The organism is Polaromonas sp. YR568 (assembly GCF_900116715.1).
Lineage (GTDB): Bacteria > Pseudomonadota > Gammaproteobacteria > Burkholderiales > Burkholderiaceae_C > Polaromonas.
Genome location: NZ_FPBM01000008.1, coordinates 173,782 through 199,325, shown reverse-complemented (window position 1 = coordinate 199,325; position 25,544 = coordinate 173,782). Strand labels below are relative to the sequence as shown.

The 25,544-nt window shown below is 63.4% G+C and carries 21 protein-coding genes and 1 riboswitch; of the genes, 16 read left to right on the top strand and 5 right to left on the bottom strand.

Going from position 1 to position 25,544, the window contains the following annotated elements; translation table 11 throughout:
* Nucleotides 1–15: 15 nt before the first annotated feature.
* From BM408_RS17240 to BM408_RS17215, 7 genes are all read left to right on the top strand, one after another.
* On the top strand, nt 16–954 hold the full coding sequence (locus tag BM408_RS17240) for a 2-hydroxyacid dehydrogenase (RefSeq protein WP_092131332.1): 939 nt from the start codon (nt 16–18) through the stop codon (nt 952–954).
* 37 nt (nt 955–991) lie between these two features.
* Nucleotides 992–1,912, top strand: coding sequence for a hydroxymethylglutaryl-CoA lyase (locus tag BM408_RS17235; RefSeq protein ID WP_092131330.1), 921 nt, complete (start codon nt 992–994; stop codon nt 1,910–1,912).
* Between the two features lies 1 nt (nt 1,913).
* On the top strand, nt 1,914–2,669 hold the full coding sequence (locus BM408_RS17230) for a YbaK/EbsC family protein (protein WP_092131328.1): 756 nt from the start codon (nt 1,914–1,916) through the stop codon (nt 2,667–2,669).
* A 34-nt stretch (nt 2,670–2,703) separates the two neighbouring features.
* Nucleotides 2,704–3,354: a 2-hydroxychromene-2-carboxylate isomerase gene (locus BM408_RS17225; protein ID WP_092131326.1), complete on the top strand. Its 651-nt coding sequence runs from the start codon at nt 2,704–2,706 to the stop codon at nt 3,352–3,354.
* 253 nt (nt 3,355–3,607) lie between these two features.
* Complete coding sequence (locus BM408_RS17220) at nt 3,608–5,266, top strand: MFS transporter (protein ID WP_092131418.1); 1,659 nt, start codon at nt 3,608–3,610, stop codon at nt 5,264–5,266.
* Between the two features lie 120 nt (nt 5,267–5,386).
* A complete protein-coding gene (locus tag BM408_RS22995) occupies nt 5,387–5,548 on the top strand; it encodes a hypothetical protein (protein ID WP_175541829.1) in 162 nt (53 codons plus the stop codon).
* 212 nt (nt 5,549–5,760) lie between these two features.
* Complete coding sequence (locus tag BM408_RS17215; RefSeq protein ID WP_092131324.1) at nt 5,761–6,228, top strand: hypothetical protein; 468 nt, start codon at nt 5,761–5,763, stop codon at nt 6,226–6,228.
* Nucleotides 6,229–6,471: 243 nt separating this feature from the next.
* Here BM408_RS17215 and BM408_RS17210 read toward each other — a convergent pair whose 3' ends face one another.
* Nucleotides 6,472–7,548: an ABC transporter substrate-binding protein gene (locus BM408_RS17210; RefSeq protein ID WP_092131322.1), complete on the bottom strand. Its 1,077-nt coding sequence runs from the start codon at nt 7,546–7,548 to the stop codon at nt 6,472–6,474.
* A 345-nt stretch (nt 7,549–7,893) separates the two neighbouring features.
* On the opposite strand from BM408_RS17210, the gene uvrA reads away from it, so the two are divergent.
* The gene (gene uvrA / locus BM408_RS17205) at nt 7,894–13,767 is read left to right on the top strand and encodes an excinuclease ABC subunit UvrA (protein ID WP_092131320.1); all 5,874 of its coding nucleotides are present in this window, start codon (nt 7,894–7,896) and stop codon (nt 13,765–13,767) included.
* Between the two features lie 205 nt (nt 13,768–13,972).
* Nucleotides 13,973–14,941, top strand: coding sequence for a tripartite tricarboxylate transporter substrate binding protein (locus BM408_RS17200; protein WP_092131318.1), 969 nt, complete (start codon nt 13,973–13,975; stop codon nt 14,939–14,941).
* A 42-nt stretch (nt 14,942–14,983) separates the two neighbouring features.
* Here BM408_RS17200 and BM408_RS17195 read toward each other — a convergent pair whose 3' ends face one another.
* Nucleotides 14,984–15,361 carry a winged helix-turn-helix transcriptional regulator gene (locus BM408_RS17195; protein ID WP_092131316.1) on the bottom strand — a complete coding sequence of 126 codons (378 nt, stop codon included), beginning with the start codon at nt 15,359–15,361 and terminating at the stop codon, nt 14,984–14,986.
* 87 nt (nt 15,362–15,448) lie between these two features.
* Between BM408_RS17195 and BM408_RS17190 the strand changes: the two genes are divergently transcribed.
* A complete protein-coding gene (locus BM408_RS17190; protein ID WP_092131314.1) occupies nt 15,449–16,609 on the top strand; it encodes an alkene reductase in 1,161 nt (386 codons plus the stop codon).
* Here BM408_RS17190 and BM408_RS17185 read toward each other — a convergent pair.
* Entirely contained in the window at nt 16,606–17,190 is a 585-nt protein-coding gene (locus BM408_RS17185; RefSeq protein ID WP_092131312.1) for a TetR/AcrR family transcriptional regulator, read from the bottom strand. The two genes, BM408_RS17190 and BM408_RS17185, sit on opposite strands and share 4 nt — an antisense overlap.
* A gap of 148 nt (nt 17,191–17,338) precedes the next feature.
* Here BM408_RS17185 and BM408_RS17180 point away from each other — a divergent pair, with 148 nt between their 5' ends.
* A complete protein-coding gene (locus BM408_RS17180; RefSeq protein WP_254774856.1) occupies nt 17,339–18,556 on the top strand; it encodes an MFS transporter in 1,218 nt (405 codons plus the stop codon).
* A gap of 65 nt (nt 18,557–18,621) precedes the next feature.
* On the opposite strand, the gene BM408_RS17175 is transcribed toward BM408_RS17180, so the two are convergent.
* A complete protein-coding gene (locus tag BM408_RS17175) occupies nt 18,622–19,455 on the bottom strand; it encodes an HAD family hydrolase (RefSeq protein WP_092131309.1) in 834 nt (277 codons plus the stop codon).
* Entirely contained in the window at nt 19,452–19,916 is a 465-nt protein-coding gene (locus BM408_RS17170; RefSeq protein WP_092131307.1) for a DUF3592 domain-containing protein, read from the bottom strand. The genes BM408_RS17175 and BM408_RS17170 overlap by 4 nt, the downstream gene beginning before the upstream one ends.
* A gap of 151 nt (nt 19,917–20,067) precedes the next feature.
* Nucleotides 20,068–20,140: riboswitch (S-adenosyl-L-homocysteine riboswitch) on the top strand.
* 98 nt (nt 20,141–20,238) lie between these two features.
* On the opposite strand from BM408_RS17170, the gene ahcY reads away from it, so the two are divergent.
* The 5 genes from ahcY (at nt 20,239) to BM408_RS17145 (ending at nt 25,536) form a co-directional block, all read left to right on the top strand.
* Nucleotides 20,239–21,669, top strand: coding sequence for an adenosylhomocysteinase (ahcY, locus tag BM408_RS17165; RefSeq protein WP_092131305.1), 1,431 nt, complete (start codon nt 20,239–20,241; stop codon nt 21,667–21,669).
* Between the two features lie 147 nt (nt 21,670–21,816).
* A complete protein-coding gene (locus BM408_RS17160) occupies nt 21,817–22,851 on the top strand; it encodes a TlyA family RNA methyltransferase (RefSeq protein WP_092131303.1) in 1,035 nt (344 codons plus the stop codon).
* A gap of 29 nt (nt 22,852–22,880) precedes the next feature.
* Nucleotides 22,881–23,711, top strand: a complete 831-nt coding sequence (metF, locus tag BM408_RS17155) for a methylenetetrahydrofolate reductase [NAD(P)H] (RefSeq protein WP_092131301.1) — start codon at nt 22,881–22,883, stop codon at nt 23,709–23,711.
* A 174-nt stretch (nt 23,712–23,885) separates the two neighbouring features.
* Nucleotides 23,886–24,344 carry a septal ring lytic transglycosylase RlpA family protein gene (locus BM408_RS17150; protein ID WP_371327025.1) on the top strand — a complete coding sequence of 153 codons (459 nt, stop codon included), beginning with the start codon at nt 23,886–23,888 and terminating at the stop codon, nt 24,342–24,344.
* A gap of 187 nt (nt 24,345–24,531) precedes the next feature.
* On the top strand, nt 24,532–25,536 hold the full coding sequence (locus BM408_RS17145; RefSeq protein ID WP_092131297.1) for a LacI family DNA-binding transcriptional regulator: 1,005 nt from the start codon (nt 24,532–24,534) through the stop codon (nt 25,534–25,536).
* Nucleotides 25,537–25,544: the final 8 nt, after the last annotated feature.

Sequence of the window (25,544 nt, the reverse complement as noted above, 5' to 3'; positions counted from 1 at the left end):
AAACGGGACTTCTTCATGCGCATCAGTTTTTGCTGCTCCGACACCAAACCCCAGCCCTGGGTAGACGGCCTGAAGGCCGCATTTCCCGATGCGCAGGTCAGCCTCTGGGCCGCCGGTGATGCACCGGCCGACTACGCGGTGGTATGGGCACCGCCCCAACAGTTCTTTGACGAGCAAACCCAGGTCAAGGGCATCTTTAATATTGGCGCGGGTGTCGATGCGCTGATGAAGCTGCGGCTTCCCGCCGGCGTGCCGGTGGTGCGCCTGGATGATGCCGGCATGTCGGCGCAGATGGCGGAGTTTGTCTGCCATGCGGTGATTCGCCACTTTCGTGAGCTGGACGGTTATGCGGCCGACATTGCCGAGGGCAAATGGTCTTACCGCAAGCCGCGGCTGCGCACCGACTACCCCATTGGCGTGATGGGCCTGGGTGTGCTGGGCGAGCGCGTGAGCCGCGCGCTGGCGCAGTTTGATTTTCCGGTCAATGGCTGGAGCCGCTCGCCCAAGACGATCGAGGGCGTAAAGAGCTTTTCAGGCGAGGTGGGCGGGCAGGGTTTGCAGGACTTCCTGGCGGCCAGCCGCATCCTGGTGTGCCTGCTGCCGCTCACGCCTGACACGCAGGGCATCATGAACCTGGACACGCTGTCGCGCCTGCGGCCCGGCGGCTATGTCATCAATGTGGCGCGCGGCAGCCACCTTGTTGATGGCGACCTGATCACGCTGATCGACAACGGCCATTTGGCTGGGGCGACGCTGGACGTGTTTCGCACCGAGCCCTTGCCGGCCGACCATCCTTTCTGGAAACACCCCAAAATCACCATCACGCCGCACACCTCGGCCCGTACGCTGCGCGAGGAGAGCATCGCCCAGATTGCGGGCAAGATACGCGCCCTGGCAGCGGGAGCCCCGATAAGCACCTTGGCCGGCGTGGTTGACCCGAAAAAGGGATACTGACTAACTGCCGCCCTCGAAGGCGGCGCGCAGGACCATCATGAAACTACCCACCAGAGTCAAGCTTGTCGATGTCGGCCCCCGCGACGGGCTGCAGAACGAAAAAGCCCAGGTGCCGGCCGCCGTGAAGATCGAGCTGGTGCACCGCCTGCAGGATGCGGGCCTGACCGAGATTGAGGTCACCAGCTATGTATCGCCCAAGTGGGTGCCGCAGATGGCCGACAACGCGGAAGTGATGGCCGGCATCCAGCGCAAGCCCGGTGTGCGCTACTCGGTGCTGACGCCCAATATGAAGGGCTTTGAAGCCACCATTGCGCCGCCGCGTGAGTTATGGCCGGATGAGATCGTGGTCTTCGGGGCTGCCAGCGAGGCCTTCAGCCAGAAGAACATCAATTGCTCCATCGCCGAAAGCATTGAGCGCTTTCGCCCGGTGGTGGAAGCTGCGCGTGAAAAGGGCATTTATGTGCGGGGCGCCATGTCGTGCACCGTGGGCTGCCCTTACGAAGGCGAGATCGCACCTGAGCGCGTCGACATGCTGGCCGGCCTGATGAAGGGCATAGGCGTGCAGCATGTGGGCGTGGCCGACACCATTGGCGTGGGCACGCCGCTCAAGGTGCAGCGCGCGATGGACGCAACACTGAAGCACTTTGACATCAACGACGTATCTGGTCACTATCACGACACCTACGGCCAGGCGCTGAGCAATACATTGGCCTCGCTTGAAATGGGTGTCTGGCAGTTCGACACCTCATCGGCGGGCCTGGGCGGCTGTCCTTTTGCCAAGGGCGCCACCGGCAATGTGGCCACTGAAGACGTTGTGTACATGCTGCACGGCATGGGCATTCAAACCGGCATTGACCTGGACAAGCTGATTGATGCCGGAAAATTCATCAGCGACTTCCTGGGCCGCAAACCGAATTCCCGCGCTGCGACAGCGCTTTTGACTAAACGATTGAATTGACATGTGTGGTGCTGAATTAAAAACGCTGCCCGAGGGCGTGCAGCGGGTAGTGGCTGTGTTGCAAGAGAGCGGCCATCCCCATATGCCCGTCATGCTGGACGACGCAGCGCGCACGGCACAGCAAGCGGCCGATGCACTGGGCGTGCGGTTGGGCCAGATTGCCAAGAGCATCATCTTTCGCCGCAAGTCGGACGAAGCCGCCATTCTGGTGGTCACCTCCGGCGACAGGCGGGTCGATGAACGCAAGGTCGAGGCCATCGTCTGCCCTGATGGCAAGCGTGTGGGCCGGGCCGACGCCGAGTTTGTGAAAGCCAAAACAGGTTTCTCCATCGGCGGTGTGTCGCCACTGGCGCATGTGACCGACGTCATCGTGTTGATGGACTTGAGCCTGATGCGCTTTGAGGAAGTCTGGGCTGCGGCAGGGCATCCGCATGCGGTGTTCAAGCTGATGCCGCAGGAGCTGGAGCTGCTGACCGGCGCGCCGGTGGTGGATGTGGCGGTGGACCTGGACGAAGAAAAGCTCGCCCGTGAGCAGGCGATTGACCTGGTGACCGAGCGCAGCCGCACGGTGGAGGCTGAGGGTGACTTTGTGCCCTCGCCCTGTATTTCGGTGTGCCGCATCAATGCCGACTCGGGCCTGTGCGAAGGGTGCTTTCGCACGCTGGGTGAGATTTCGGGCTGGGCACGTTCGGGCCCTGAGCAGCAGCGTGAGCTGTGGAAAACCATAGGCCAGCGCATGGCGGCGGTGCAGGTTTAAAAATAATACGAACAATACGAAGGCGAAGGGGCCCATGAAGCACATCACGTTTTACTTTGACTTCATCTCGCCCTATGCCTACCTGGCCTTCGAGCACCTGCCCGAAGCGCTCAAGGGCCTGAGCTACAGCGTCAGCTACCGGCCCGTGCTGTTTGCCGCCATGCTCAAGCACCACGGCCAGCTTGGCCCGGCAGAGATCGCGCCCAAGCGCGACTGGACTTACCGGCAGGCGCTGTGGCATGCACACAGCAAAGGCATTGCCATGAAGATGCCGGCGAGCCACCCCTTCAATCCCTTGCCGCTGCTGCGCCTGGCCAGCAGCTGCGGCACACCGGCCGATCCGGCAGCCATCAACCGCTATGTTTGCGAGGCAATTTTTCGCCACGTCTGGCAGGGCGGGGCGGAGGCTGCCGATGAACAGCGGCTCGCCGCGCTCACGGCACAACTCGCGCCGCAGCAGCACCTGAGCGCCGACGAAGCGAAAGCGCAACTGAAAAAAAACACCGACGACGCGATTGCACTGAACCTCTTCGGTGTGCCTGCGATGGAAGTCGACGGCAAAGTTTTCTGGGGCTTCGATGCGCTGCCCATGCTGCGTGAATACCTGCTGGGCAATGCCTGGTTCGACAGCGAAGCGTGGCATGGCGTGAGCAACATTTCTGTGGGCATCTCGCGCAAGACCTAGGTAGGGCCCAGGCGCGTAAGCAAGCTCGCGAGCGCGTAAGCAAAATTTTCCGGCGCGTAAGAAGGTTCTACGCGTTTTCCCTGAGCGTATTCGCATGCTGAAAAGTTTCTCAAGGGTTTCCCCTTGAGTTGTCAGCCACGCATAAGTTTCACGCAAGCTCCTGTTATTTTCACGTCAGAGCTAGGTCAGGGACTCCAAAAATAATGAAGGCAGCTTCCATACCGGAGGCCTTCACTATTTGGAGACAAACATCATGGCAACAGCCGTCGACAACAGACCCATGACCGCCGAGCAGAAGAAGGTGATCTTCGCCTCTTCGCTCGGCACGGTATTCGAGTGGTACGACTTTTACCTTTACGGTTCATTGGCCGCCATCATCGCCAAGCAGTTCTTCAGTGGACTGGATGCCGGCTCAGCCTTCATCTTCGCCTTGCTCGCTTTTGCAGCCGGCTTCATCGTGCGCCCCTTCGGCGCGCTGGTGTTCGGCCGCCTGGGCGACATGATCGGCCGCAAGTACACCTTCCTGGTCACCATCGTGATCATGGGCTTGTCGACCTTCATCGTGGGCCTCTTGCCCAACTACGCCTCCATCGGCGTGGCCGCTCCGGTGATCCTGATCGCCCTGCGCATGCTGCAAGGCCTGGCGCTCGGCGGTGAGTACGGCGGTGCTGCCGTGTACGTGGCAGAGCACGCGCCTCACGGCAAGCGTGGCGCCTACACCTCCTGGATCCAGACCACGGCAACGCTGGGCCTGTTCCTGTCGCTGCTGGTGATTCTGGGTGTGCGTACCGCCATGGGCGAAGCCGCATTCGCCGACTGGGGCTGGCGCATTCCGTTCATCGTCTCCATCCTGCTGCTGGCCGTGTCGGTCTACATCCGGTTGTCGATGAACGAATCCCCTGCCTTCCAGAAAATGAAGGCCGAAGGCAAGACCTCCAAGGCGCCGTTGTCCGAGTCTTTCGGCCAGTGGAAAAACCTGAAGATCGTGATCCTGGCGCTCGTCGGCCTGACCGCCGGCCAGGCCGTGGTCTGGTACTCGGGCCAGTTCTATGCACTGTTCTTCCTGACGCAAGCGCTGAAGGTTGACGGCCCTACCGCCAACATCCTGGTGGCTTACTCGCTGATCCTGGGCACGCCTTTCTTCGTGATCTTCGGTACGCTCTCCGACAAGATCGGCCGCAAGCCCATCATCATGGCAGGCTGCCTGCTGGCCGCGGTGACCTACTTCCCCGTGTTCACGGCGCTGACCAAAGCAGCCAACCCTGACCTCGCCGCTGCACAAGCCAAGAACAAAGTCGTTGTGACCGCCGACCCGAACGAATGCTCGTTCCAGTTCAACCCGACGGGTACCGCCAAGTTCACCAGCTCGTGCGACATCGCCAAGCAGGTGCTGGCAGGCGCTTCGGTGAGCTATGACAACGTGGCTGCACCCGCAGGCACCGTGGCCAGCATCAAGATTGGCGAAACCGCGATTCCAAGCTACACCGCCAAGGGCCTGAGCGCCGACGACGCCAAGAAGAAGGACGCCGAGTTCAAGAAACTCATCGCGGACGACTTGAAGGCCGCCGGCTACCCGTCCAAGGCTGATCCAGCCAAGGTCGACAAGGTCATGGTCACGCTGATCCTGTTCTACCTGGTGATCCTGGTCACCATGGTGTACGGCCCGATCGCCGCCATGCTGGTGGAACTGTTCCCGACCCGCATCCGCTACACCTCGATGAGCTTGCCGTACCACATCGGTAACGGCTGGTTCGGCGGCCTGCTGCCTACGACGGCGTTTGCCATCGTGGCGCAAACCGGCAATATGTACAACGGCCTCTGGTATCCGATCATCATCGCGACCGTCACCCTGGTGGTGGGCACGCTGTTCATCCGTGAAACCAAGGACGTGGACATCTACGCCGACGACTGATTGGTTTTATCGCCGGTGCGGGTCAAGAGCCGCACCGGTTTTTTCAGGCTGAAGAGCCTTGTGATATTCACGGGCCCTCGTCATCAATGTGCCGAGGGCTTTTTTTTGGGAGAAAGAAAGATGTGGAAGATTGTTGTGGGTTTTCTGGTGATCGCCGGCCTGGCCATATTCCTGCTGAACAAGGGCGGTGACATCGACATGGGTGGTGAAAAGCACGGCGCCTTGCCGGCCGCCGCGCCCCTGGTTTCTGCCGTCGCGCTGACGGCCATTCCCCGCGCCTGACGCGGGGCGGTTCCCCCGCGGGGAACCTGGATGAGACCGGTTGGTATGTAGGTCATACCCCCAAAGACTGCCCAAATAGGTGCATTACCACCAAAAATGGGGTAAATTGAATCTCAGGGGGCGTTAAACAAAATATTACAGTCTCTGAATAGTGTTTAGCACCAAAGGTGACATTTCGCGTCACCGCAGGCGTTTTTACTGGAGACAAGCTGATGATCTACACCAAGACGGAGTTGGGCCAAGCCGCTTTGACCGACCGTTCCATATTGACCCCGAGGCAGCGCTCGGCGTTCATCATGTTTGACGGCAAGCGCAGCATGGAAGAGGTTGTGAAAGCAACCGCCGGCCTGGGTGTGACTGCAGAAGATATCAGCCACCTGATTTCACTGGGCCTGATCGCGCCCGCCGCGGTGCAGGCGCCCGTCAGCGCCGCGCCGCCTGCGCCGGTGTCGGCACAAAATGCCGACGGCTCGCCCACCCTGACTGCCCAGGAGCATTACTCCAGGGCCTACCCCATCGCTACCCGATTGACGGCCGCCCTCGGCCTGCGGGGTTTCCGGCTCAACCTTGCGGTCGAGGCTGCCGGCGATATCGACAAACTGAAGGAGCTGGCTCCCAAGATCAAGGAAGCCGTCGGGCCCGAGAAGTTCAAGGAACTCGAGGACGCACTTTACTTCTGAGCAACCCTGTACGGCTTGGCGCCGCAGGTTTGCGAATCCACAAGCAGGGGCCGCGATCCGGCTCTGCCGGGCGCAAGGCGCCTGTCCCCCTTGGGGGGAGGTGACGCTACACGAAGTGAGCGTCGGCAGGGGGTTTGCGAATTCCCAAGGAGGAGCCGCGATCCGGCTCTGCCGGGCGCAAGGCGCCTGTCCCCCTAGGGGGAGGTGACGCTACACGAAGTGAGCGTCGGCAGGGGGTGCTATCTATCTCCTGAATTTCCCGTCAGTCCCAATGATGGACAGGTCGGCGAAATCCAGCCCGGTGTGATCGGTGGGGCTGTAATTCACTTCGAGGCCGCCGATATCCAGCTTGTTCATGCCCTCCAGCGCCGCCTGGACTTTCTCGCGGTTGGGTTTGTGGCCGGCCCTGCGCAGGCCTTCGACCAGCACTTTGGCGGCGGCAAAACCTTCCAGCTTGGCGGGGCTGATTTCGTTGAGCCCCTGGGCTCTGGCGAGGTCCTGCGCTTCCTTGACCATGGCGTAGTTGACAGAGCGTTCATGAGGAAAAGCCTGGGTGACGATCACGCCGTGGGCGCTATCGCCCAGCAATTTGACAAAGCCGCTTGAGGCATTGTTGGACAAGGTGACGATCTGGACGGTGGGGTGCGCCGCGCGGAAGGCCTTGATGCCGTCAGCCGCTACCTGGCCGGCGGCCACCATGATCACGGCCTGCGCTTCGGTTTTGTGGATCCTGGCGGCAATCGCCGTGAAGTCGGGCTTGGTGCGGTCGAACTTTTCCAGCACGACCGGGTGCAGCTTGCCGGCCGCCATTCCTTTTTGAATACCCACGAGGCCGTCCGCGCCAAAGCTGTCATCGGTGTGCACGATGCCGATGCGTGTAAGGCCTATGGCGCGCAAGTGGGCGACGGCCTTTTCAGCTTCGTGCTGGTAGGGGGTGCGCACATTGAAGACATGCTTTTTGACGGGCTGGTGCAAGGTCATCGCGCCGGCGGACGGGCCGACCAGCGGCACATGGTGCTTGTCGAGCAGCGGAATGATGGCTTCGGTGTGCGGTGTGCCGCGCGTGAGGAACAGCGCGGACACCTTGTGCTCTTCAATCAGTTTCTGGGCGTTTTCAGCCGCGAGCCTGGGATCATATTGATCGTCGAGCGAGATCAGCTCGATCTGCTGCCCGTCAACGCCGCCCCTGGCGTTGACCGCATCGATGTAGAGTTTGGCGCCTTCTTTCGTTTCCTTGACGCTGGCGCTCAGGGGGCCGGTAAAACCGGCCGTCTGCCCGATCAAAATCTGCGCTTCTGCCACCTGGCCCAACGCGGCCATCGCGATGGCTGCCCACCACTTTCCCGCTGAGTTGGTTGTGTTGGTTGCGTTAGCGGTGTTTGTTGTCTCCATCTTTGTCTTCGCCTTCATGATCTGGAATCTCCTTGGACCTTGAAAATTCAGTCTATGGAGCGAGGCGATAGCGGTAAATATGGAAAGCGATGGCGCGTCACCAATCCGTAGGGCATCGGTAAAGCCAGAATGCGCCCTAATTGATTTGGTGAAAGGCCATTAAATGACCGCATTTAGCGGCTAAATGGCTGTGAAAAGGGCTTTAATCCCTACGCGCTGCACAGCCGGGTGCACTGTCTAGAATGTTTGACCTCTTCAGGAAAGACCGCACTCATGTCCCAGGGAACCATCCGCATCCGCGGCGCGCGCCAGCACAACCTCAAAAACCTCGATCTGGATATCCGCACCGGTGAAATGACGGTCGTCACCGGGCCCAGCGGCTCGGGCAAATCCTCTCTGGTGTTCGACACGCTGTTTGCCGAAGGCCAGCGCCGCTATGTGGAAACCTTCTCGGCCTACGCGCGCCAGTTTCTGGACCGCATGGATAAACCGGCCGTCGACAAGGTGGAAGGCGTGCCGCCCGCCATCGCCATCGACCAGACCAACCCGGTGCGCAGCTCGCGCTCCACCGTGGGCACGATGACGGAGCTCAACGACCACCTGAAGCTGCTCTACGCGCGCGCCGCGCAGCTCTTCGACAAGCAGACTGCGCAGAACGTGCGGCATGACACGCCTGAATCGATCTATGCGGAACTGATGGCACGCACGAAAGACGGCGATCCGCGCGTGGTGCTGACCTTCCCGGTCGAGCTGCCGGGCAACACCAGCGCCGAGCAGGTCGAGCAATGGCTGTCCGTCAGCGGCTTCACGCGGGTGCACGCCCAGCGCGACGTGGCCACGCCGGCCGGCCCGCACAAGTTGCTGGATGTGGTGGCCGACCGCTTTCGCACCCATGCGGTGGAAAAGTCCCGTGTGCTGGAAGCCATCGAGACCGCGCTCAAACGCGGCGGCCGCCTCAACATCTATGTGCAGCATGCGGAAGACGGCCAGCCCGATGTGATGTGGCGTTTCTCGACCGGCCTGCATTGCCCCGACAGCGACCTGCGCTATACCAACCCCACGCCCTCGCTGTTCTCCTTCAACTCAGCCATGGGCGCCTGCGAAACCTGCCGTGGCTTTGGCCGCGTTATCGGCGTTGACTACGGCCTGGTGATTCCCAACGACAAACTGACGCTGCGCGCCGGCGCCATCAAGACCTTGCAGACACCGGCCTGGGCGGAGAACCAGGACGACCTGATGCGCCACGCCGAAGCGTCCGGTATCCCGCGCGACACGCCCTGGTACAAGCTCACGCCCGAGCAGCAGGGCTGGGTCATCAACGGCACGCCCGGCTACAAAGAGGGCAACTGGAAGAAGCAGTGGTACGGCATCAAGCGCTTCTTCGGATACCTGGAAAGCAAGGCCTACAAGATGCACATCCGTGTGCTGCTGTCCAAATACCGCAGCTACACGCCCTGCGAAACCTGCGGCGGCGCGCGCCTCAAGCTCGAGTCGCTGCTCTGGCGCCTGGGCGCCAAAGAGGCCGCCGACAAGGTGCTGCCGGCCAGCCAGCGCTTTATGCCGGTGGGCGTGCAATGGAGCCGCGAGCAGCTCGAAGCTCTGCCGGGCCTGGCGCTGCACGACCTGATGCGCCTGCCTATCGACAGGCTGGCTCAGTTCTTTGCCGGCCTCTCGCTCGATGTGATGGGCGACGACGCCGAGAAGCAGGCGCTGCGCTCGCTGTTTGAAGAAATCCAGACGCGTGTGAAATACCTGTGCGACGTCGGCATCGGCTACCTCACGCTGGACCGGCAAAGCCGCACGCTCTCGGGCGGCGAGGTGCAGCGCATCAACCTCACCACCGCACTCGGCACTTCACTGGTCAACACGCTGTTTGTGCTGGATGAACCCTCCATTGGCCTGCACCCGCGCGACATGAACCGCATTACGCAGGCCATGCATCGCCTGCGCGACGCCGGCAACACGCTGGTGGTGGTCGAGCATGACCCGGCCGTCATGCTGGCGGCCGACCGCCTGATCGACATGGGTCCCGGCCCCGGCGAGAAGGGCGGCCAGATCGTGTTTGACGGCACGCCCGACGACATCAAACATGCGGACACGCTGACCGGCGCCTACCTCGGCTCGCGCAAGCAGGTCGGCATGGGCTTCAAGCGCGCGGTGACCGACAACACGCCGCGCCTCATCCTCGAAGGCGCACGCGACCACAACCTGAAAAACCTGACGGTCGATTTCCCGCTGCAGCGCCTGGTGTGCGTCACCGGTGTCAGCGGCTCGGGCAAGTCCACGCTGATGCAGGACATCCTGGCGCCGGCATTGCTGCGCCAGTTCGGCAAGGCGACTGAAACGCCGGGCCTGCACGATCGGCTCATGGGCGCCGATCACCTGACCGATGTGGTGTTTGTCGACCAGTCACCCATCGGCAAGACGGCGCGCTCCAACCCCGCCAGCTATGTGGGTGCGTGGGACGCGGTGCGCGACCTGTTTGCGCTGTCGCCGCTGGCCAAACAGCGCAGCTACACCGCCACCAAGTTCAGCTTCAACAACGGCGACGGGCGCTGCCCGACCTGCGGCGGCTCGGGCTTTGAGCACGTCGAGATGCAATTCCTCAGCGACGTCTACCTGCGTTGCCCCGACTGCGACGGCAAGCGCTACCGCGCCGAGATCCTGGAAGTGACGATTGAGCGCAAGGCGATTGGCGACCTCAAGCCGCGCCTGCTCAATGTGTCTGACGTGCTGGACCTCACCGTGAGCGAGGCGATTGCCCTGTTTGCGCAAGACCGCGAAGTGGTGCGTTCGCTGCAGCCCATCGTGGATGTGGGGCTTGAATACGTGAAGCTGGGCCAGCCCGTGCCCACGCTCTCGGGCGGCGAGGCGCAGCGCCTCAAGCTCGCGGGCTTTCTGGCCAATGCCAGCAAAACCACCAGCGCCAGCAAACAGGCGCTGGCGCTGAAGCAGCCCGGCCGCGGCACGCTGTTTTTGTTTGACGAGCCGACCACCGGCCTGCACTTTGACGACATCGCCAAGCTGATGCGCGCGCTGCGCAAGCTGCTCGAAGCCGGCCATTCGCTGATTGTCATCGAGCACAACCTCGACGTGATCCGCTCGGCGGACTGGCTGATCGACCTCGGCCCCGAAGGCGGCGAGGCCGGCGGCTTGCTGGTCGCGCAGGGAACACCTGAAGAGGTGCGCCAGCACCCGACCTCACACACCGCACTCGCCCTGCGCGAGTACGAGCAGGCCATGGGCAAGGTGCACGGCGTGGAAGAGTCCCGCCCCAAGGTCTGGGCCACGCGCCCGGCTTTCTCCAACCTGATCCAGATCGTCAACGCCAAAGAGAACAACCTCAAGAGTTTGTCGGTCGATATTCCGCGCGGCAAGTTCAATGTCGTGACAGGCGTGTCCGGTTCTGGCAAGTCCACGCTGGCCTTTGATATTTTGTTCAACGAGGGGCAGCGGCGTTATCTTGAATCGCTGAACGCCTACGCCCGCAGCATCGTGCAGCCGGCGGGCCGGCCCGAGGTGGATGCGGTCTACGGCATCCCGCCCACTGTGGCGATTGAGCAGCGCCTGTCGCGCGGCGGCCGCAAGTCCACCGTGGGCACGACCACCGAGGTCTGGCATTTCCTGCGCCTGCTTTATGTGAAGCTGGGCATCCAGCATTGCATCAAGGAAGGCGCGGCGGTGATGCCGCAAAGCCCTGAGAGCATTGCGGCGCAGCTGATCAAAACCTACCGCGGCCAGCACATCGGCCTGCTGGCCCCGCTGGTGATCGCCCGCAAGGGCGTCTACACCGAGCTGGCCGACTGGGCGCGGCCACGCGGCTACACGCACCTGCGCATCGACGGCGAGTTTTTGCCGACCACCGGCTTTCCGCGCATTGACCGCTTCAAGGAACACACGGTGGAGCTGCCGGTGGCCGACATCCGTGTTTCGCCTGAGAACGAAGCCGCGCTGCGCTCGGCGCTGGCGACCGCGCTGGAGCACGGCAAGGGCGTGGTCCATGTGCTGGCCCCGCTGGACGGCCTGCGTGGTGCGATGATGGCCGGCGCCAGCGCCAAGGGCATAGGCAAGCTGATCGCGTTTTCGACCAAACGCGCCTGCCCGGTGTGCGCCACCTCGTATGCCGAGCTGGACCCGCGCCTCTTCAGCTATAACAGCAAGCACGGCTGGTGCCCCGACTGCGTGGGCACCGGCGTCAAGCTCACCAAAGAGCAGCGCAAGGTGTTTGACGACTCGGTGATGGACGACGACAACAAGGGCCGGGAGCAAAGCTTTGCCGAGCCCGAGGTGGAAGATGTGGCAGGCACCGCCTGCCCGACCTGCGAAGGCACGCGGCTCAACGCCACGGCCCGCGCGGTGAAGTTTGCCGGTGTCGGCATTGCCGACATTGCGGCGCTGTCGGTGACGGATGTGCGGCGCTGGGTTGAAAAGCTCGCGCTGTTGGGCCGCGAGGCCGGCATCGCGCGCGACCTGATTCCTGAAATCAAGAGCCGGCTCGAGTTCCTCGAAGACGTGGGCCTGGGTTACCTCACGCTGGACCGCGGCGCACCCACACTTTCGGGCGGCGAGGCGCAGCGCATACGCCTGGCGGCGCAGCTGGGCTCCAACCTGCAGGGCGTCTGCTATGTGCTGGATGAGCCCACCATCGGCCTGCACCCGCGCGACAACCAGATTCTGCTGAGCGCGCTCGGCAAGCTCAGCGACCGCGGCAACACCCTGGTGGTGGTTGAGCATGACGAAGACACGATTCGCCGCGCCGACAACATCATCGACATCGGCCCCGGCGCGGGCAAGCGCGGCGGCACGCTGGTCGCGCAGGGCACGGCGGCGCAGCTGTCGGCCGTGCCGGGCTCGCTGACGGGCCGCTACCTGGCGAACCCGCTCATCCACCCGTTGCATGCCCGGCGTGAAACGCGCAAGGGTGCGGCGCCGGTGGCTGTGGTGAAAGAGGCACTCGTCGACGTCAATGCCAAGCCGGTGAGCAAGCAAAAAGCGGCCACGCTGAAAGCCGCGGCGCTCAAGGCCGCAGCAGCCAGCGCCAGCGCGCTGCACAACGCGGCGCCGGCAGCCGCCGGGCCTTTCACCCACTGGCTTACGGTGGTCAATGCCGACCTGCACAACCTGAAAGACGTGTCTGTCACCGTGCCGCTCTACCGCCTGGTGGCGGTGACGGGCGTGTCGGGCTCGGGCAAGTCGACGCTGGCGCGCGACGTGCTGCTGACCAATGTGCATGCAGGCGTCATGCAGCGCTCGACCAAATCGGGCCGCGATGCCGACGACAAAGGCAAGACGCCCGACTGGACTGGCTGCGAACGCATTGAAGGTTATGCGGCGGTGGATCGCGTGCTCGAAGTCGACCAGACGCCCATCGGCAAGACGCCGCGCTCCTGCCCGGCCACCTACATCGGCTTCTGGGACACGATACGCAAGCTCTTTGCCGATACGCTGGAGGCCCGCGCGCGCGGCTACAGCGCCGGGCGCTTCTCCTTCAACACCGGCGAAGGCCGCTGCCCGACCTGCGAAGGCGCGGGCGTGCGCACCATAGGCATGAGCTTTTTGCCCGACGTGAAGGTGCTGTGCGAAACCTGCCACGGCGCGCGCTTCAACCCTGAAACGCAGGCCGTCACCTGGCGCGGCAAAAACATCGGCGATGTGCTGAAGATGGAGGTCGACGAGGCGGTGGACTTCTTCTCGTCCATGCCCAACATCAGCCACCCGCTGCAGTTGCTGAAAGATGTGGGCCTGGGTTACCTGACACTGGGCCAGCCCTCGCCTACGCTTTCGGGCGGCGAGGCGCAGCGCATCAAGCTGGTGACCGAGCTCAGCAAGGTGCGCGACGACATCACGCGCCGCGGCCAGAAAGCGCCGCACACGCTGTATGTGCTGGACGAACCTACGGTGGGTCTGCACATGGCCGACGTCGAAAAGCTGATCCATGTGTTGCACCGCCTGGTCAACGGCGGCCACAGCGTGGTGGTGATCGAGCACGACCTGGACGTGATCGCCGAAGCCGACTGGGTGATCGACCTGGGGCCGGACGGCGGCAATGCCGGCGGGCGTGTGGTGGCGTCCGCGCCGCCTGAGGCGGTGGTGAAGCTGGGCACGCATACCGGGAAAGCCTTGCAAAGCGTGCTGGCCCGAAGCTAGCTCGACCCCGTCGGACGCTCACTTCGTGTAGCGCCTTCCCCCTTCCAGGGGCGGCGCCTGCGGCCTGGCAAAGCCAGTTCCGCGGCCCCTGTTGGCTTGCGGGTCTTGCAACAAAGGTGACAGCCCTTCAGGTGTTGCCCTGATGCGGCGCCGGCTGGCGGCACGCATGATGGGGATTGCCCGCCAACCGACCAGGAGACACGCCATGCAACGCCGACCCTTTCTGTACACCGCCGCCGCCCTTGCCCTGGTCGCCGCCGCAGCGATGCCGGCCCAGGCGCAGACCTTTCCGGTCAAGCCCATCAAGCTGGTGATTGCCTTCCCCGCCGGCGGGCCGACCGACATCACCATGCGCTCGCTGGCCGACAACGCCGGCAAGATCCTCGGCCAGCCGGTGATTGTTGAGAACAAACCCGGCGCGGGCGGCACCTTGCCTGCCCAGCAACTGCAAGGCGTGCCGGCAGACGGCTACACCGTGGCACAGATTCCGCTGGGCGTGTTCCGCCTGGGCTACACCACCAAAATCAACTGGGACCCGGTCAAAGACATCAGCTACGTCATCAATGTGACGGGCTACGCCTTCGGCATCGTGGTGCCGGCCGACAGCCCCTTCAAGACCTGGGCCGACTTTGTGGCCTATGCCAAGGCCAACCCCGGCAAGCTGACGTATGGCTCCACCGGCACACTGACCAGCCCGCACCTGACGACCGAACTCATCGCGCAAAAGGCCGGCATCGAGCTGCAGCACGTGCCCTACAAAGGCAGTTCCGACCTGATGCTGGCACTGGTGAGCGGCCAGCTGATGGCGGGCGCCGACAGCACCGGCTTTGCGCCGCAGGTCGAGGCCGGCAAGCTGCGCGTGCTTAACACCTGGGGCGAAAAACGGCTGGACAAATTCCCGAACGCACCCACGCTGAAAGAGCTGGGTTACGACCTGGTGCAGAACTCGCCCTTCGGCATAGGCGCCCCCAAGGGCACGCCGCCTGAGGTCGTCAAGCGGCTGCACGATGCGTTCAAAAAAGCGATGGAGGAGCCCAGCTACGTGGCCGCGCTGGGGCGCTACGACATGCTGCCGAACTACCTGAGCTCGGCGGACTACACGAAGTTTGCGCAAGACACGGTGGTGCGCGAGAAGGTGCTGATCGACAAACTGGGCCTGGCCAAACCCAATTGACCTAGTTGATCCAGCGGCCCCGGTTGAGGGCTGCGGGCGGCGTCAGCCGATGCGCTTGCGCACCACGGCCTCGCAGGGCACCAGCCTGTGAGTCTCATCCAGCTCCTTGGCATGATGGGTCCCCCATTCGAGCAATGACTCCAGGATGGGCCGCAGGCTTTCACCCAGCGGCGTGAGCAGGTATTCGATCCCCTGGCTGTCGACGGCGCTGGGCTGGCGGCTGACCAGCCCGTGTTCCTCCAGCGCCCGCAGTTGCTCGATCAACACCTTCTGCGAGATACCGACGATGCGCACTTCCAGCTCGCAGGTGCGTTGCGCGCCGTCCAGCAGCACATAAAGAATGATCGCCTTCCAGCGCCCGGAGAGCACACCCAGCGTGCGCTCTATGGGCGGGCCCGGCAGTCTCTTGATGATCTTCATGTGCTTCTGCTGACCAATTGGTGTGTAGATGAATGAGCGGCCGAAAAGTAAGCTTTCTTTCGATCACAACCGACTCGAAAGGAAATCATGACAGACCTGTTTGACCCCGCGCTGCTTGGGGATACCGTAGCACTGAAGAACCGCATTGTCATGGCGCCCATGACCCGTACACGGACGTCCGATGGCGACGTCCCGAATGCGCTGATGGCCGCCTACTATGGGCAGAGGGCCGGCGCCGGCCTGATCGTGACCGAGGCCGTCGACGTCGCGCCGTCCAGCAAGGGCTACGCCATGACACCCGGCATCTACACGCCCGCCCAGCAACAGGGCTGGCGCCTGGTGACCGACGAAGTTCACCGCCGCGGCGGCACCGTCTTTGCGCAGATCTGGCATGTCGGACGGATGGCGCACCCGTCACTGATGCCGGGTGGCCAGGCGCCCTGGGGCGTGACCGCGCAAAGGGCCGAGCATTCGGATGTGTTTGCCCACGGCGAGGACGGCAAGCTGCGCTACATCCGTGCCGGCACGCCAAGGCAGCTCGGCACGGACGAAGTCTCGGCTTTGGTCGGCACCTTCGCCCAGGCCTTTGCCGACGCGCGGCGGGCCGGCTTTGACGGTGTCGAAATCCATGCGGCCAATGGCTATCTGTTTGAGCAGTTCATGAACTCGGTGCTCAATACCCGCACAGACCGCTACGGCGGAGGGAGCGTGGAAGATCGCACGCGCTTCCTGATGGAAGTCGTCGAAGCCGGGGTGCGTGAATTGGGCTCGGGGCGCGTGGGCGTTCGCCTGGCGCCCTTCGGCACCTTCAACTCCATGCCGGCGGACCCCTTGACGGAGGAAACACTGCTGCACGTTTCGCGAGAGCTGGGCCGCCTCGGCGCCGGCTATATGCATCTGGTCTACGAACTGATGCCGACGGGAAACATGGAGAGCGCCGAGTTCAAGAAACACCATATTGACCATGCAGTGCTGGCCAGGGTGAGGGCGGCGTTTCCTGGCGCCATCATCTGGTGCGGCGGCTTCACTGACCGCGAGAGCGCCCAAGCGGCCCTCGACACCAGCTTGGTGGACCTGATCGCCTTCGGCAGGCCTTTTGTCGGCAACCCCGACCTGACTGAGCGGCTCAAACACGGCTGGCCTCTGGTCGAGGCGGACCGCTCGACCTACTACACCCGCTGCGGTGAGGTGGGGTACACCGACTTTCCGGCTTATCGGGCCGATGCGGCTGAATGCACGCCGGCTTAAGCGTGATCGCGGGCCGCGATGCCGGCCAGCACAAACACTTCGTCCGCCAATTGGGCGGCCAGGGTGGGCTCCACGCCGGCGCCAAAAATCAAACGGTAAATGATGGGCGCCATCATGTGGTCCAGCACCTGCTGCACGGTGGGCGTGGCGTCGCCGCGCGCCTGGGCGCGTTTGACCAGCACGGTGGCTTCGTTGCGGCGGTTTTTCAGGCAGTTGGTTTCTTCCGAGCCGGCCAGCGCGGCCGCTGCCTTCAGCAAGGAGGCATTGCCGGGCTTGTTGAGGTGGGTGATCAGTTCCTGGGCCCAGGCCGTGAGTTCGGCTTTCAGGTCGCCCGTCTCGGGCAGGGGGCGGTTCGGGTCCAGCCGGTTGGTGGCGGTTTCATCGAGCAGGCCGTTCACGTCGCCCCAGCGCCGGTAAATGCTGGAGGCGCTGACGCCAGCACGTTCGGCCACGGCCGGCACGGTGACTTTGTCGCGGCCTTCCTGGGCAATCAGCTCTTCCAGCGCCTTGCGCACTACAAATTGCACCTGGGCGCTGCGGCCGCCCGGGCGCTTGTTCTGGGGTGTTTGTGGCGTGCTCATTAGGACGGATTCTAGCCTAAACGCAATGATCTTTGCGTTAATTTTAAAACAGGTATAGAATTCGCAAACGCAAATAAATTCGCTTTAAGAAAGTTGAGCGTTCCCTATGACTGCACCTGCCGCCTCCGCCACCTCTGCTGCCTCTCCCTTGAAGTCCTCTTCATCTTCCGCTACTCGCTGGAAATTGCCGTCCGCGGCCGCCTTTCCGCTGCTGGCGGTTTTGCTGTTCGCGTTCTTTGTGGCGGGCAGTGCGCCTTCGCCGCTCTTTGTGGTCTTCCAGCAGCAATGGGGCTTTTCACCCGCGCTGCTGACGGTGGCCTTTGCGATTTACGCGATTGCCTTGCTGGCCTCGTTGCTGGTGGCGGGTTCGCTGTCTGACCATATCGGCCGTCGTCCCGTGGTGTTTACCGCCTTGCTGTTGCAAGCCGGCGCGATGCTGACCTTCTTGCTGGCCGAAAGCATCAACGGCATCATCGCCGCGCGCATTGTGCAGGGCATTGCCACCGGCATGGTCAGCGGCGCGTTGACGGCCGCGGTGGTGGAGGCCGCGCCGGCCGCGCAAAAACGCCTGGGCGCGATGATTGGCAGCGTCTCGCCGCTGGCGGGGCTGGCCGTGGGTGCGTTGCTCACCGGCATCGCCGTCAAGTTCGCGTTGCATCCGGTGCCGTTGGTCTTTGGTGTGCTAGCCGCCATCTGTGTGGTGGGTGCTGTGGCCACGCTCTTCCTGCCTGAAAGCGTCACGCCGCGCCCCGGCGCGCTGGCTTCGCTGGTGCCGCGCATTTCAATCCCGGTGCAAGCGCGTGCTGAATTTGCGCGCGGCCTGCCGACGATACTGGCCGTGTGGTCGCTTGCGGGTCTCTACCTGTCGCTGGTGCCTTCCATGCTGCAGCAAATCTTTGGTATCCATGACGGCGTCGTCAACGGCCTGGCGATTGCGGCCTTCTTCGGCTTGGGCGCTGCGTCGCCGACCTTGCTGAAAAACCTCTCACCGGTGCGCATGAGCGCCGTCGGCATGAGTGTGCTGGCCGTGGGCACGGGCCTGGTGGTGGTGTCGCTGGCCACGCGCTCTGTGGCGCTGTTTTTTGTGGGAACGGCGCTGGCTGGCTTTGGCGGCGGCTCGGCTTTCTCTTCACAAGTGCAAACGCTGGCGCCGCTGGCACAGCCGCATCAACGGGCTGAGCTGTTTGCGGCCTTGTACGCCGCCAGTTACCTGATCTTCAGTGTGCCGGCCATGCTGGCGGGCCGCCTGATTGCGCCGCTGGGCTTGCAGGCCACGGCGGAGGGCTACGCCGCCCTGGTGCTGGTGGTGGCCGCTTTGGGCGCTTGGCTGCGCTGGGGCTCCGTGCGCGCGGCGGCCCTTCGCTAACCAGCAGGGCCGCGGAACGGGCTTTGCCCGGCCGCAGGCGCCGTCCCCTGCAAGGGGAGGGGACGCTACACGGAGTGAGCGTCAGCAGGGGTGAGCAACATCTTTACGACCTCGGTAAAACCTGCGCCGCGCTCACCTTGAGTCACGTAGCGCGGAAGGTGCGCCAGCTGCGGTACAAAGCGCGCGATATTCGCCACGCCCACGCTGTTGGCAAAGGTCTTGAACATCAGCTGGTCGTTGGTCGAATCGCCGATATAAACCCATTGGTCCATCTCGGCGTCCAGGTCGCGTTGCCAGAGCTGCCGGACGATCCAGCGCGCGCCTTCCAGCTTGTTGTGGCCGCCATACCAGCCGTTGATGTGGATGCTGCTCACGGTGGCGTGCATGCCTTCGCTTTTCATCAGCGCCACCACGGCGGCGATCTGCGCATCGCTCAGTTGCACAAACTCGCTGTGGTCAATGGCGATGTCGGTTTCGCGGCCCGGCGAGTCAGTGGCGCGGGCCACGCCCGGCATTTCGCGCTCAATGCGCGCCAGCACGGCCTGCATGCGGGCGAAGTTGGCGCTGCGGGTAGCCGCATCCTGTTGATACAGTTTTGATAGCGGCTTACGCTCATCTGGTATGGCCTGCAGGCTTTTTTTGTCTTCCGGCCGCAGCGCCACGGCGCCGTTTTCCGCCACGATGGCGTCGACCGGCCAGCTCGCCGCGAAGGGCTCGCTCCAGCCGACAGGGCGGCCGGTGATCGCCACTACCTTGAACCCGGCAGCCTTCAACGCCCCCAAAGCCTCCAGCGCATCGGGCGTGATTTCGCCCTCGGTGGTCAGTGTGTCGTCGATGTCGGTGAAGACGCCGGTGATCTGTGCACGCTCGGTGAGCGCCCAGGAGGTGAGCTTCTTCATCGTTGCTTTCTCAGTACCTCGAAGCCCATCAGAAGGGCAATGCCGGTGATCAACAGGCCCGCGATGCCCTGGACCCAATCGTTGAACGACAGTTTCCAGGGCTCGAGCACCGCTTCGGACGGATAGCCGGGATCGTAGTACACGGCCACCGTGTCGCCTTTTTTGAACGCAGCCTGGAATTGCTCGGACTCACTCCTGGAAAGGCAACTGTCCGACGCGCGCACACCTTGGCCGGTGAAGTGCTGGCCGTGCACCTTGTAGCTGTAGGTGGCAATCGGCTCATAGCAACCGTCTTGCTTGTCCGAAGCGGGCTTCACGCCGGACGAAAGTATTTGCGCGCTGCCTGTTTCCCAATCGAGGATTTGCGAGGCCAGGTAGGCCTTTGATGCGAAGCTGGCGCTCATTCCCGCACCCATGATCAGGAACAGGGCACAGTAGACGGGCGCGAGGCGGGGGTACATCAGGCCACCCCGAAACCTGGATGCCAGGAAGAGGGGGTCAGGTGGCGCGTTGCAGACTCTTGCATCGTGAAATTCTCGCACGGCCCCCGTTCCTGCCCAAGGGGGCTTTACGCAGGCTGGGCAAACCCGGGCAGGCTGGTTACAATAGCGGCTTCCTGAGGAGCGTTGCAAGCCACGTCACGTGGACCAGGCTCAGGACTTCATTGCAACCACGCTCACCCGCATGTGCTCTCAAGCCGGGTGAATGACTGAATTCCCCTTTCGCTGAAAGCCGTGCCCGTGGCGATTTTGCCCAGTTGACGTTTGATATTTGGAGAACCGTATGAGCGCCGTCCTGAAAGCTTCCACCGACTACACCATTGCCGATATTTCGCTTGCCGCCTGGGGCCGCAAGGAACTGAATATCGCGCAAACCGAAATGCCCGGCCTGATGGCCATCCGCGAAGAATTTGCGAAGGCGCAGCCGCTCAAGGGCGCGCGCATCACCGGTTCGCTGCACATGACCATCCAGACCGGCGTGCTGATCGAAACCCTGCAAGCCCTGGGCGCCGAAGTGCGCTGGGCCTCGTGCAACATCTTCTCGACGCAAGACCACGCCGCCGCCGCGATCGCCGCTGCCGGCACGCCGGTGTTCGCCATCAAGGGCGAAACCCTGGCCGACTACTGGGACTACACCCACAAGATCTTCGAATTCAACGGCGCCAAGGGCACGCCTGAAGAAGGCCCCAACATGATCCTGGACGACGGCGGCGACGCAACGCTGCTGATGCACCTGGGCACCAAGGCCGAAAAAGACGCCAGCCTGATCTCCAAGCCCGGCAGCGAAGAAGAGATTTGCCTCTTCAACTCGATCAAGGCCAAGCTCGCACAAGACCCGACCTGGTACAGCCGCCGCCTGAAAAACATCATCGGCGTGACCGAAGAAACCACCACCGGCGTCCTGCGCCTCAATGAAATGTCGGCCAAGGGCACGCTGGCGCTGCGCGCCATCAATGTGAACGACTCCGTCACCAAGAGCAAGTTCGACAACCTGTACGGCTGCCGCGAATCGCTGGTCGACGCCATCAAGCGCGCCACCGACGTGATGGTGGCCGGCAAGGTCGCCCTGGTGGCCGGCTATGGCGACGTGGGCAAGGGCTCCGCACAAGCCCTGCGCGCGCTGAGCGCACAAGTCTGGGTGACCGAAATCGACCCCATCAACGCCCTGCAGGCCGCGATGGAAGGCTACAAAGTCGTGACCATGGAATACGCCGCCGACAAGGCCGACATTTTTGTGTCCGCCACCGGCAACAAGAACGTCATCACGTATGAGCACATGGCCGCGATGAAAGACCAGGCCATCGTCTGCAACATCGGCCACTTCGACAACGAAATCGACGTTGCCGCGCTCGAGAAATGCACCTGGGAAGAGATCAAGCCGCAAGTCGACCACGTGATCTTCCCGGACGGCAAACGCATCATCCTGCTGGCCAAGGGCCGCCTCGTGAACCTGGGTTGCGGCACCGGCCACCCGAGCTTCGTGATGTCGTCCAGCTTCGCCAACCAGACCATCGCCCAGATCGAGCTCTTCACCAAGAAAGAAGCTTACGAAGTCGGCAAGGTTTACGTGTTGCCCAAGCACCTCGACGAGAAGGTTGCGCGCCTGCACCTGAAGAAGGTCGGCGCTGTGCTGACCGAACTGAGCGACGAGCAGGCTGCGTACATCGGTGTCAGCAAGGCTGGCCCGTACAAAGCCAACACGTACCGCTACTAAGGTATTCCTACCTCTCCCCTGGGAGAGGGCAGGGGTGAGGGCTGGCGGCGACCATGCCCTCACGGGAGTTTTTGAGGCCGCAGGCCCTCACCCCAACCCTCTCCCAGCGGGAGAGGGAGTAAGAAGAGAGCCATTCCATGGAGCCACATGCGCGCTGACCTATTCCTCGTCGACCACGGCCATGCTGCCACCCGCTCACAGGCCCAGCGCCTGATTGCTTCGGGCGTGCAGTGGCGCGCGGAAGCCGACGCGCCCTGGAAGAAGGTCGCCAAGAACGGTGACGAAATTCCGGCGGGCGCCGAGCTGCAATTGCTGGACACCACCGAAGCCAAATACATCTCGCGCGGCGGGCTCAAGCTCGAAGGCGCGCTCAAGGCCACCGGCCTGAAGGTGGCCGGCCTGCGCTGCCTGGACGTGGGCCAGTCCACCGGTGGTTTTACCGACTGCCTGCTGCAGCACGGCGCTGTGCAGGTGGTGGGTGTGGATGTGGGCCACGGTCAGTTGCACGCCAGCCTGCGTGAAGACCCGCGCGTGGTGTGCATTGAAGGCGTGAATGCGCGCGCCATGACGGCCGCCGACCTGGTGGCCGGCCATGCGGGCGACAGCGGCGACATGGACTTTGGCGATGACTTCGATGATGAAGAGGCGGACGAAGACAGGGATGAAGAAGGCCCGGCGATTGAAGCCAACTTCGACTTCCTGACCGGCGACTTGTCTTTCATCTCGCTCACGCTGGTGCTGCCCGCGGTGGTTCGTTTGCTCAAGCCCGGCGGCGATTTGCTGATGCTGGTCAAGCCGCAGTTTGAGTTGCAGCCCGGCCAGATCGGCAAGGGCGGCATTGTGCGCGACCCGGCGCATTTTGAGTTTGTCGAAAAGCGTTTGCGCGACGCATGCGTGGCCTTGGGCCTTGAGGTGAAAGCCTGGCTGGAGTCGCCGATTGAAGGCGGCGACGGCAACCGCGAATTTTTTATCCAGGCCGTCAAGGGCCACGACGTGGCGGGCGAAGACCAGCCGCTACCGGCCGCGCCACGGCGCCAGGTAGCCAAACGGGTGCCGCGCAGCGAACTGCGTGCCGCCCGTGCGCCGCATGAAGATTCCGAACTCGCGCATGCAGGCCAGCCCGGCCCCGCGCGCGGCAAGCGGCGTGACAAGAAAACTCCTGCCGACGGTAGCGAAGAGTAACGACGAATAAACGACGAGTGAGATCCGAGATGAACCTGCCCATCAGCTTTGAATTCTTTCCGCCCAAAACGCCAGAAGGCGCTGAAAAACTTCGCGTCACGCGCCAGGCGCTGTATGCGCACAAGCCCGAGTTCTGCTCGGTCACCTTTGGGGCAGGCGGTTCCACACAAGACGGCACCTTTGGCACGGTGAAAGAGATCCTGACTGAAGGCGTGGCCGCGGCCTGCCATTTCTCGTGCGTGGGCGCGACCAAGGCCACGGTACGCGAACAACTGGCCACCCTGCGGGCCATGGGCGTCAAGCGCCTGGTCGCGCTGCGCGGCGACTTGCCCAGCGGCTACGGCGCGGGCGGCGAGTTCCATTACGCCAGCGACCTGGTGGCTTTTATCCGCGAAGAAACCGGCGACGCTTTTCACATCGAAGTGGCGGCCTACCCCGAGATTCATCCGCAGGCGCGGTCGGCCGATGCCGACCTGCAGGCTTTTGTCAAAAAAGTGAATGCCGGTGCCAACTCGGCCATCACGCAGTATTTCTTCAACCCCGACGCTTACTTCCGTTTTGTCGATGATGCGCAGGCGCTGGGTGTCGACGTGCCGGTTGTGCCCGGCATCATGCCCATCACCAGCTCCACGCAGCTCATGCGCTTTTCCGACGCCTGCGGCGCGGAGATTCCGCGCTGGATACGCCTGCGCCTGCAAGGCTTTGGCGACGACACGGCCTCTATCAAGAGCTTCGGCCTGGATGTGATCACCGGCCTGTGCGAGCAGCTCTATGCTGCGGGTGTGCCCGGCATTCACTTCTACACGATGAATCAGGCTGCGGCGACGACCGAAATCATCCGGCGCTTGAACCGGGCCTGAGCCCTTGCACCCATGCGGCAGGGTGTGATCCGGTTTGTTTTTGTTGGCGCTGCCATGGCGGGGTTGGCGCTGTTGTCAGCGTGTACGACGGCTCCCGTGGCATCGCCGGGCGCTGTAAAGCCCCGGTCTGGCGCAGCGCCATCACCTGCTGCGCCCGCTGCCTCCGTCACCCGCATGCCCGATGCGCCCGCTGACGAAGTCCCGGCTGCATCTTCCGAACTGCCCCGCCCCGAATTGCTCGCCGGCGAAGTGCCGCGTGAGTTCCAGCGCGGCACCGCCTCCTGGTACGGCCCGCGTTTTAACGGCAGGCGCACCGCCAGCGGCGAGCGTTTTGACATGACCGAATTCACCGCCGCCCACCGTACGCTGCCCTTCGGCACCATGGTGCGTGTGCACAGCCTTGTCAACGGCCGCGATGTGGATGTGCGCATCACCGACCGCGGCCCCTACGCCGGCAACCGCATCATCGACCTCAGCCGCGCCGCAGCCGAAGAGCTGGGCATGCTGGGCCTGGGCTTCAAGGAGGTCGTGCTGCTGGTGCCCGAGTCCACCCCTGAGGTGGCCGTGACGCCGCCACCGGTCAAAAAGCGCCCGCGCCCCGTCAGGCGTGCGGCACCACCCAAAGCGCGCTGAAGCTCCCTCTCGAGATTTTCCGCGTTGCCGGTTTTCTTTTTTGGTCGATATCTGCAAGCAAAAACGGCCTGAAAACCAATAAGAATAGGCGTGAGCAGCTCCTGAATCGATAGCGGGGGGAGATTACCCCTGTCATCAAGCCGTCATCGTGGCCCGGTTCAATGTAAACGATTACATGGGACGGGCAATGAGCATTCAGGCAGTGGCAAATCAGGCGGGGGTATCGGTGGCAACGGTGTCGCGGGTGTTCAATTCCCCGGCCAAAGTCATGCCGCAGACCCGTGAGCTGGTGGAGAAAGTGGCGCTCTCGCTGGGCTATATGCCCAATGCGAGCGCGCGCACCTTGCGCACGCAACGCAGCCGCGTACTGGGCGTGGTCTTGCCCACCTTGCTGAACCCGGTGTTTGCCGAGTGCCTGGAAGGCATCGCCCGCTCGGCCACCCGCGCCGGCTATGCCATCCTGCCGCTGACCACCGACTACCGGCTCGAGCAGGAAGAGCAGGCCGTGAACCTTCTGCTGGCCGGCAACGTCGACGGCATGATCCTGGTGGTCTCCAACCCGGAGACCTCCAAAGCCTTGCAGCGGCTTTGCGTCACGCGCCTTCCCTATGTGCTGGCCTACAACCGCCACGCGGACCATCCCTGCATCTCGGTCGACAGCGAACAGGCCGTGGCGGAAATCGTCGCCCGCCTGGCGGGCCTGGGGCACCGCAACATCGCCATGGTGAGCGGCCAGCTCGGCGCTTCCGACCGCGCCCAGCAGCGCTGCCGCGGCTTTCGCCGGGGCATGGAGGCCGCAGGCCTGCCGGGCCCGCAGGTGCTGGAGGTGCCCTTTGTGGAAACCGCCGTCAGCGAGATCACCGAACTCCTCAAGCAGGCGTCGCGGCCCAGTGCGCTCATCTGCTCCAACGACCTGCTGGCCATCCGCAGCCTGCGCGCCGCCCACCTGGCCGGGCTGGCGGTGCCGCGGGATGTCACCGTGGTCGGCTTTGACGGCATCGCGCTGGGGGAAGACCTCACGCCCATCCTGAGCACCATCACCCAGCCCAATGCCGACATCGGCCGCTGCAGCGTGGAGCTGCTGGTCCAGGCGCTCACCGGCGGCTCGGCCCTGACACCTGAAAGCAGCCTCTCGCTGGCTTACGGTTTCCGCGAAGGCGAATCCTGCGCCGCGCCTTCATCCATTCCGTGAATCCTGTC

Excerpts from the sequence above, each read along its gene's own strand:
- BM408_RS17240 (WP_092131332.1), top strand. The coding sequence starts at position 16 with ATGCGCATCAGTTTTTGCTGCTCCGACACCAAACCCCAGCCCTGGGTA.
- BM408_RS17235 (WP_092131330.1), top strand. The coding sequence starts at position 992 with ATGAAACTACCCACCAGAGTCAAGCTTGTCGATGTCGGCCCCCGCGAC.
- BM408_RS17230 (WP_092131328.1), top strand. The coding sequence starts at position 1,914 with ATGTGTGGTGCTGAATTAAAAACGCTGCCCGAGGGCGTGCAGCGGGTA.
- BM408_RS17225 (WP_092131326.1), top strand. The coding sequence starts at position 2,704 with ATGAAGCACATCACGTTTTACTTTGACTTCATCTCGCCCTATGCCTAC.
- BM408_RS17220 (WP_092131418.1), top strand. The coding sequence starts at position 3,608 with ATGGCAACAGCCGTCGACAACAGACCCATGACCGCCGAGCAGAAGAAG.
- BM408_RS22995 (WP_175541829.1), top strand. The coding sequence starts at position 5,387 with ATGTGGAAGATTGTTGTGGGTTTTCTGGTGATCGCCGGCCTGGCCATA.
- BM408_RS17215 (WP_092131324.1), top strand. The coding sequence starts at position 5,761 with ATGATCTACACCAAGACGGAGTTGGGCCAAGCCGCTTTGACCGACCGT.
- BM408_RS17210 (WP_092131322.1), bottom strand. The coding sequence starts at position 7,548 with ATGGCCGCGTTGGGCCAGGTGGCAGAAGCGCAGATTTTGATCGGGCAG.
- uvrA (WP_092131320.1), top strand. The coding sequence starts at position 7,894 with ATGTCCCAGGGAACCATCCGCATCCGCGGCGCGCGCCAGCACAACCTC.
- BM408_RS17200 (WP_092131318.1), top strand. The coding sequence starts at position 13,973 with ATGCAACGCCGACCCTTTCTGTACACCGCCGCCGCCCTTGCCCTGGTC.
- BM408_RS17195 (WP_092131316.1), bottom strand. The coding sequence starts at position 15,361 with ATGAAGATCATCAAGAGACTGCCGGGCCCGCCCATAGAGCGCACGCTG.
- BM408_RS17190 (WP_092131314.1), top strand. The coding sequence starts at position 15,449 with ATGACAGACCTGTTTGACCCCGCGCTGCTTGGGGATACCGTAGCACTG.
- BM408_RS17185 (WP_092131312.1), bottom strand. The coding sequence starts at position 17,190 with ATGAGCACGCCACAAACACCCCAGAACAAGCGCCCGGGCGGCCGCAGC.
- BM408_RS17175 (WP_092131309.1), bottom strand. The coding sequence starts at position 19,455 with ATGAAGAAGCTCACCTCCTGGGCGCTCACCGAGCGTGCACAGATCACC.
- BM408_RS17170 (WP_092131307.1), bottom strand. The coding sequence starts at position 19,916 with ATGTACCCCCGCCTCGCGCCCGTCTACTGTGCCCTGTTCCTGATCATG.
- ahcY (WP_092131305.1), top strand. The coding sequence starts at position 20,239 with ATGAGCGCCGTCCTGAAAGCTTCCACCGACTACACCATTGCCGATATT.
- BM408_RS17160 (WP_092131303.1), top strand. The coding sequence starts at position 21,817 with ATGCGCGCTGACCTATTCCTCGTCGACCACGGCCATGCTGCCACCCGC.
- metF (WP_092131301.1), top strand. The coding sequence starts at position 22,881 with ATGAACCTGCCCATCAGCTTTGAATTCTTTCCGCCCAAAACGCCAGAA.
- BM408_RS17150 (WP_371327025.1), top strand. The coding sequence starts at position 23,886 with ATGCCCGATGCGCCCGCTGACGAAGTCCCGGCTGCATCTTCCGAACTG.
- BM408_RS17145 (WP_092131297.1), top strand. The coding sequence starts at position 24,532 with ATGAGCATTCAGGCAGTGGCAAATCAGGCGGGGGTATCGGTGGCAACG.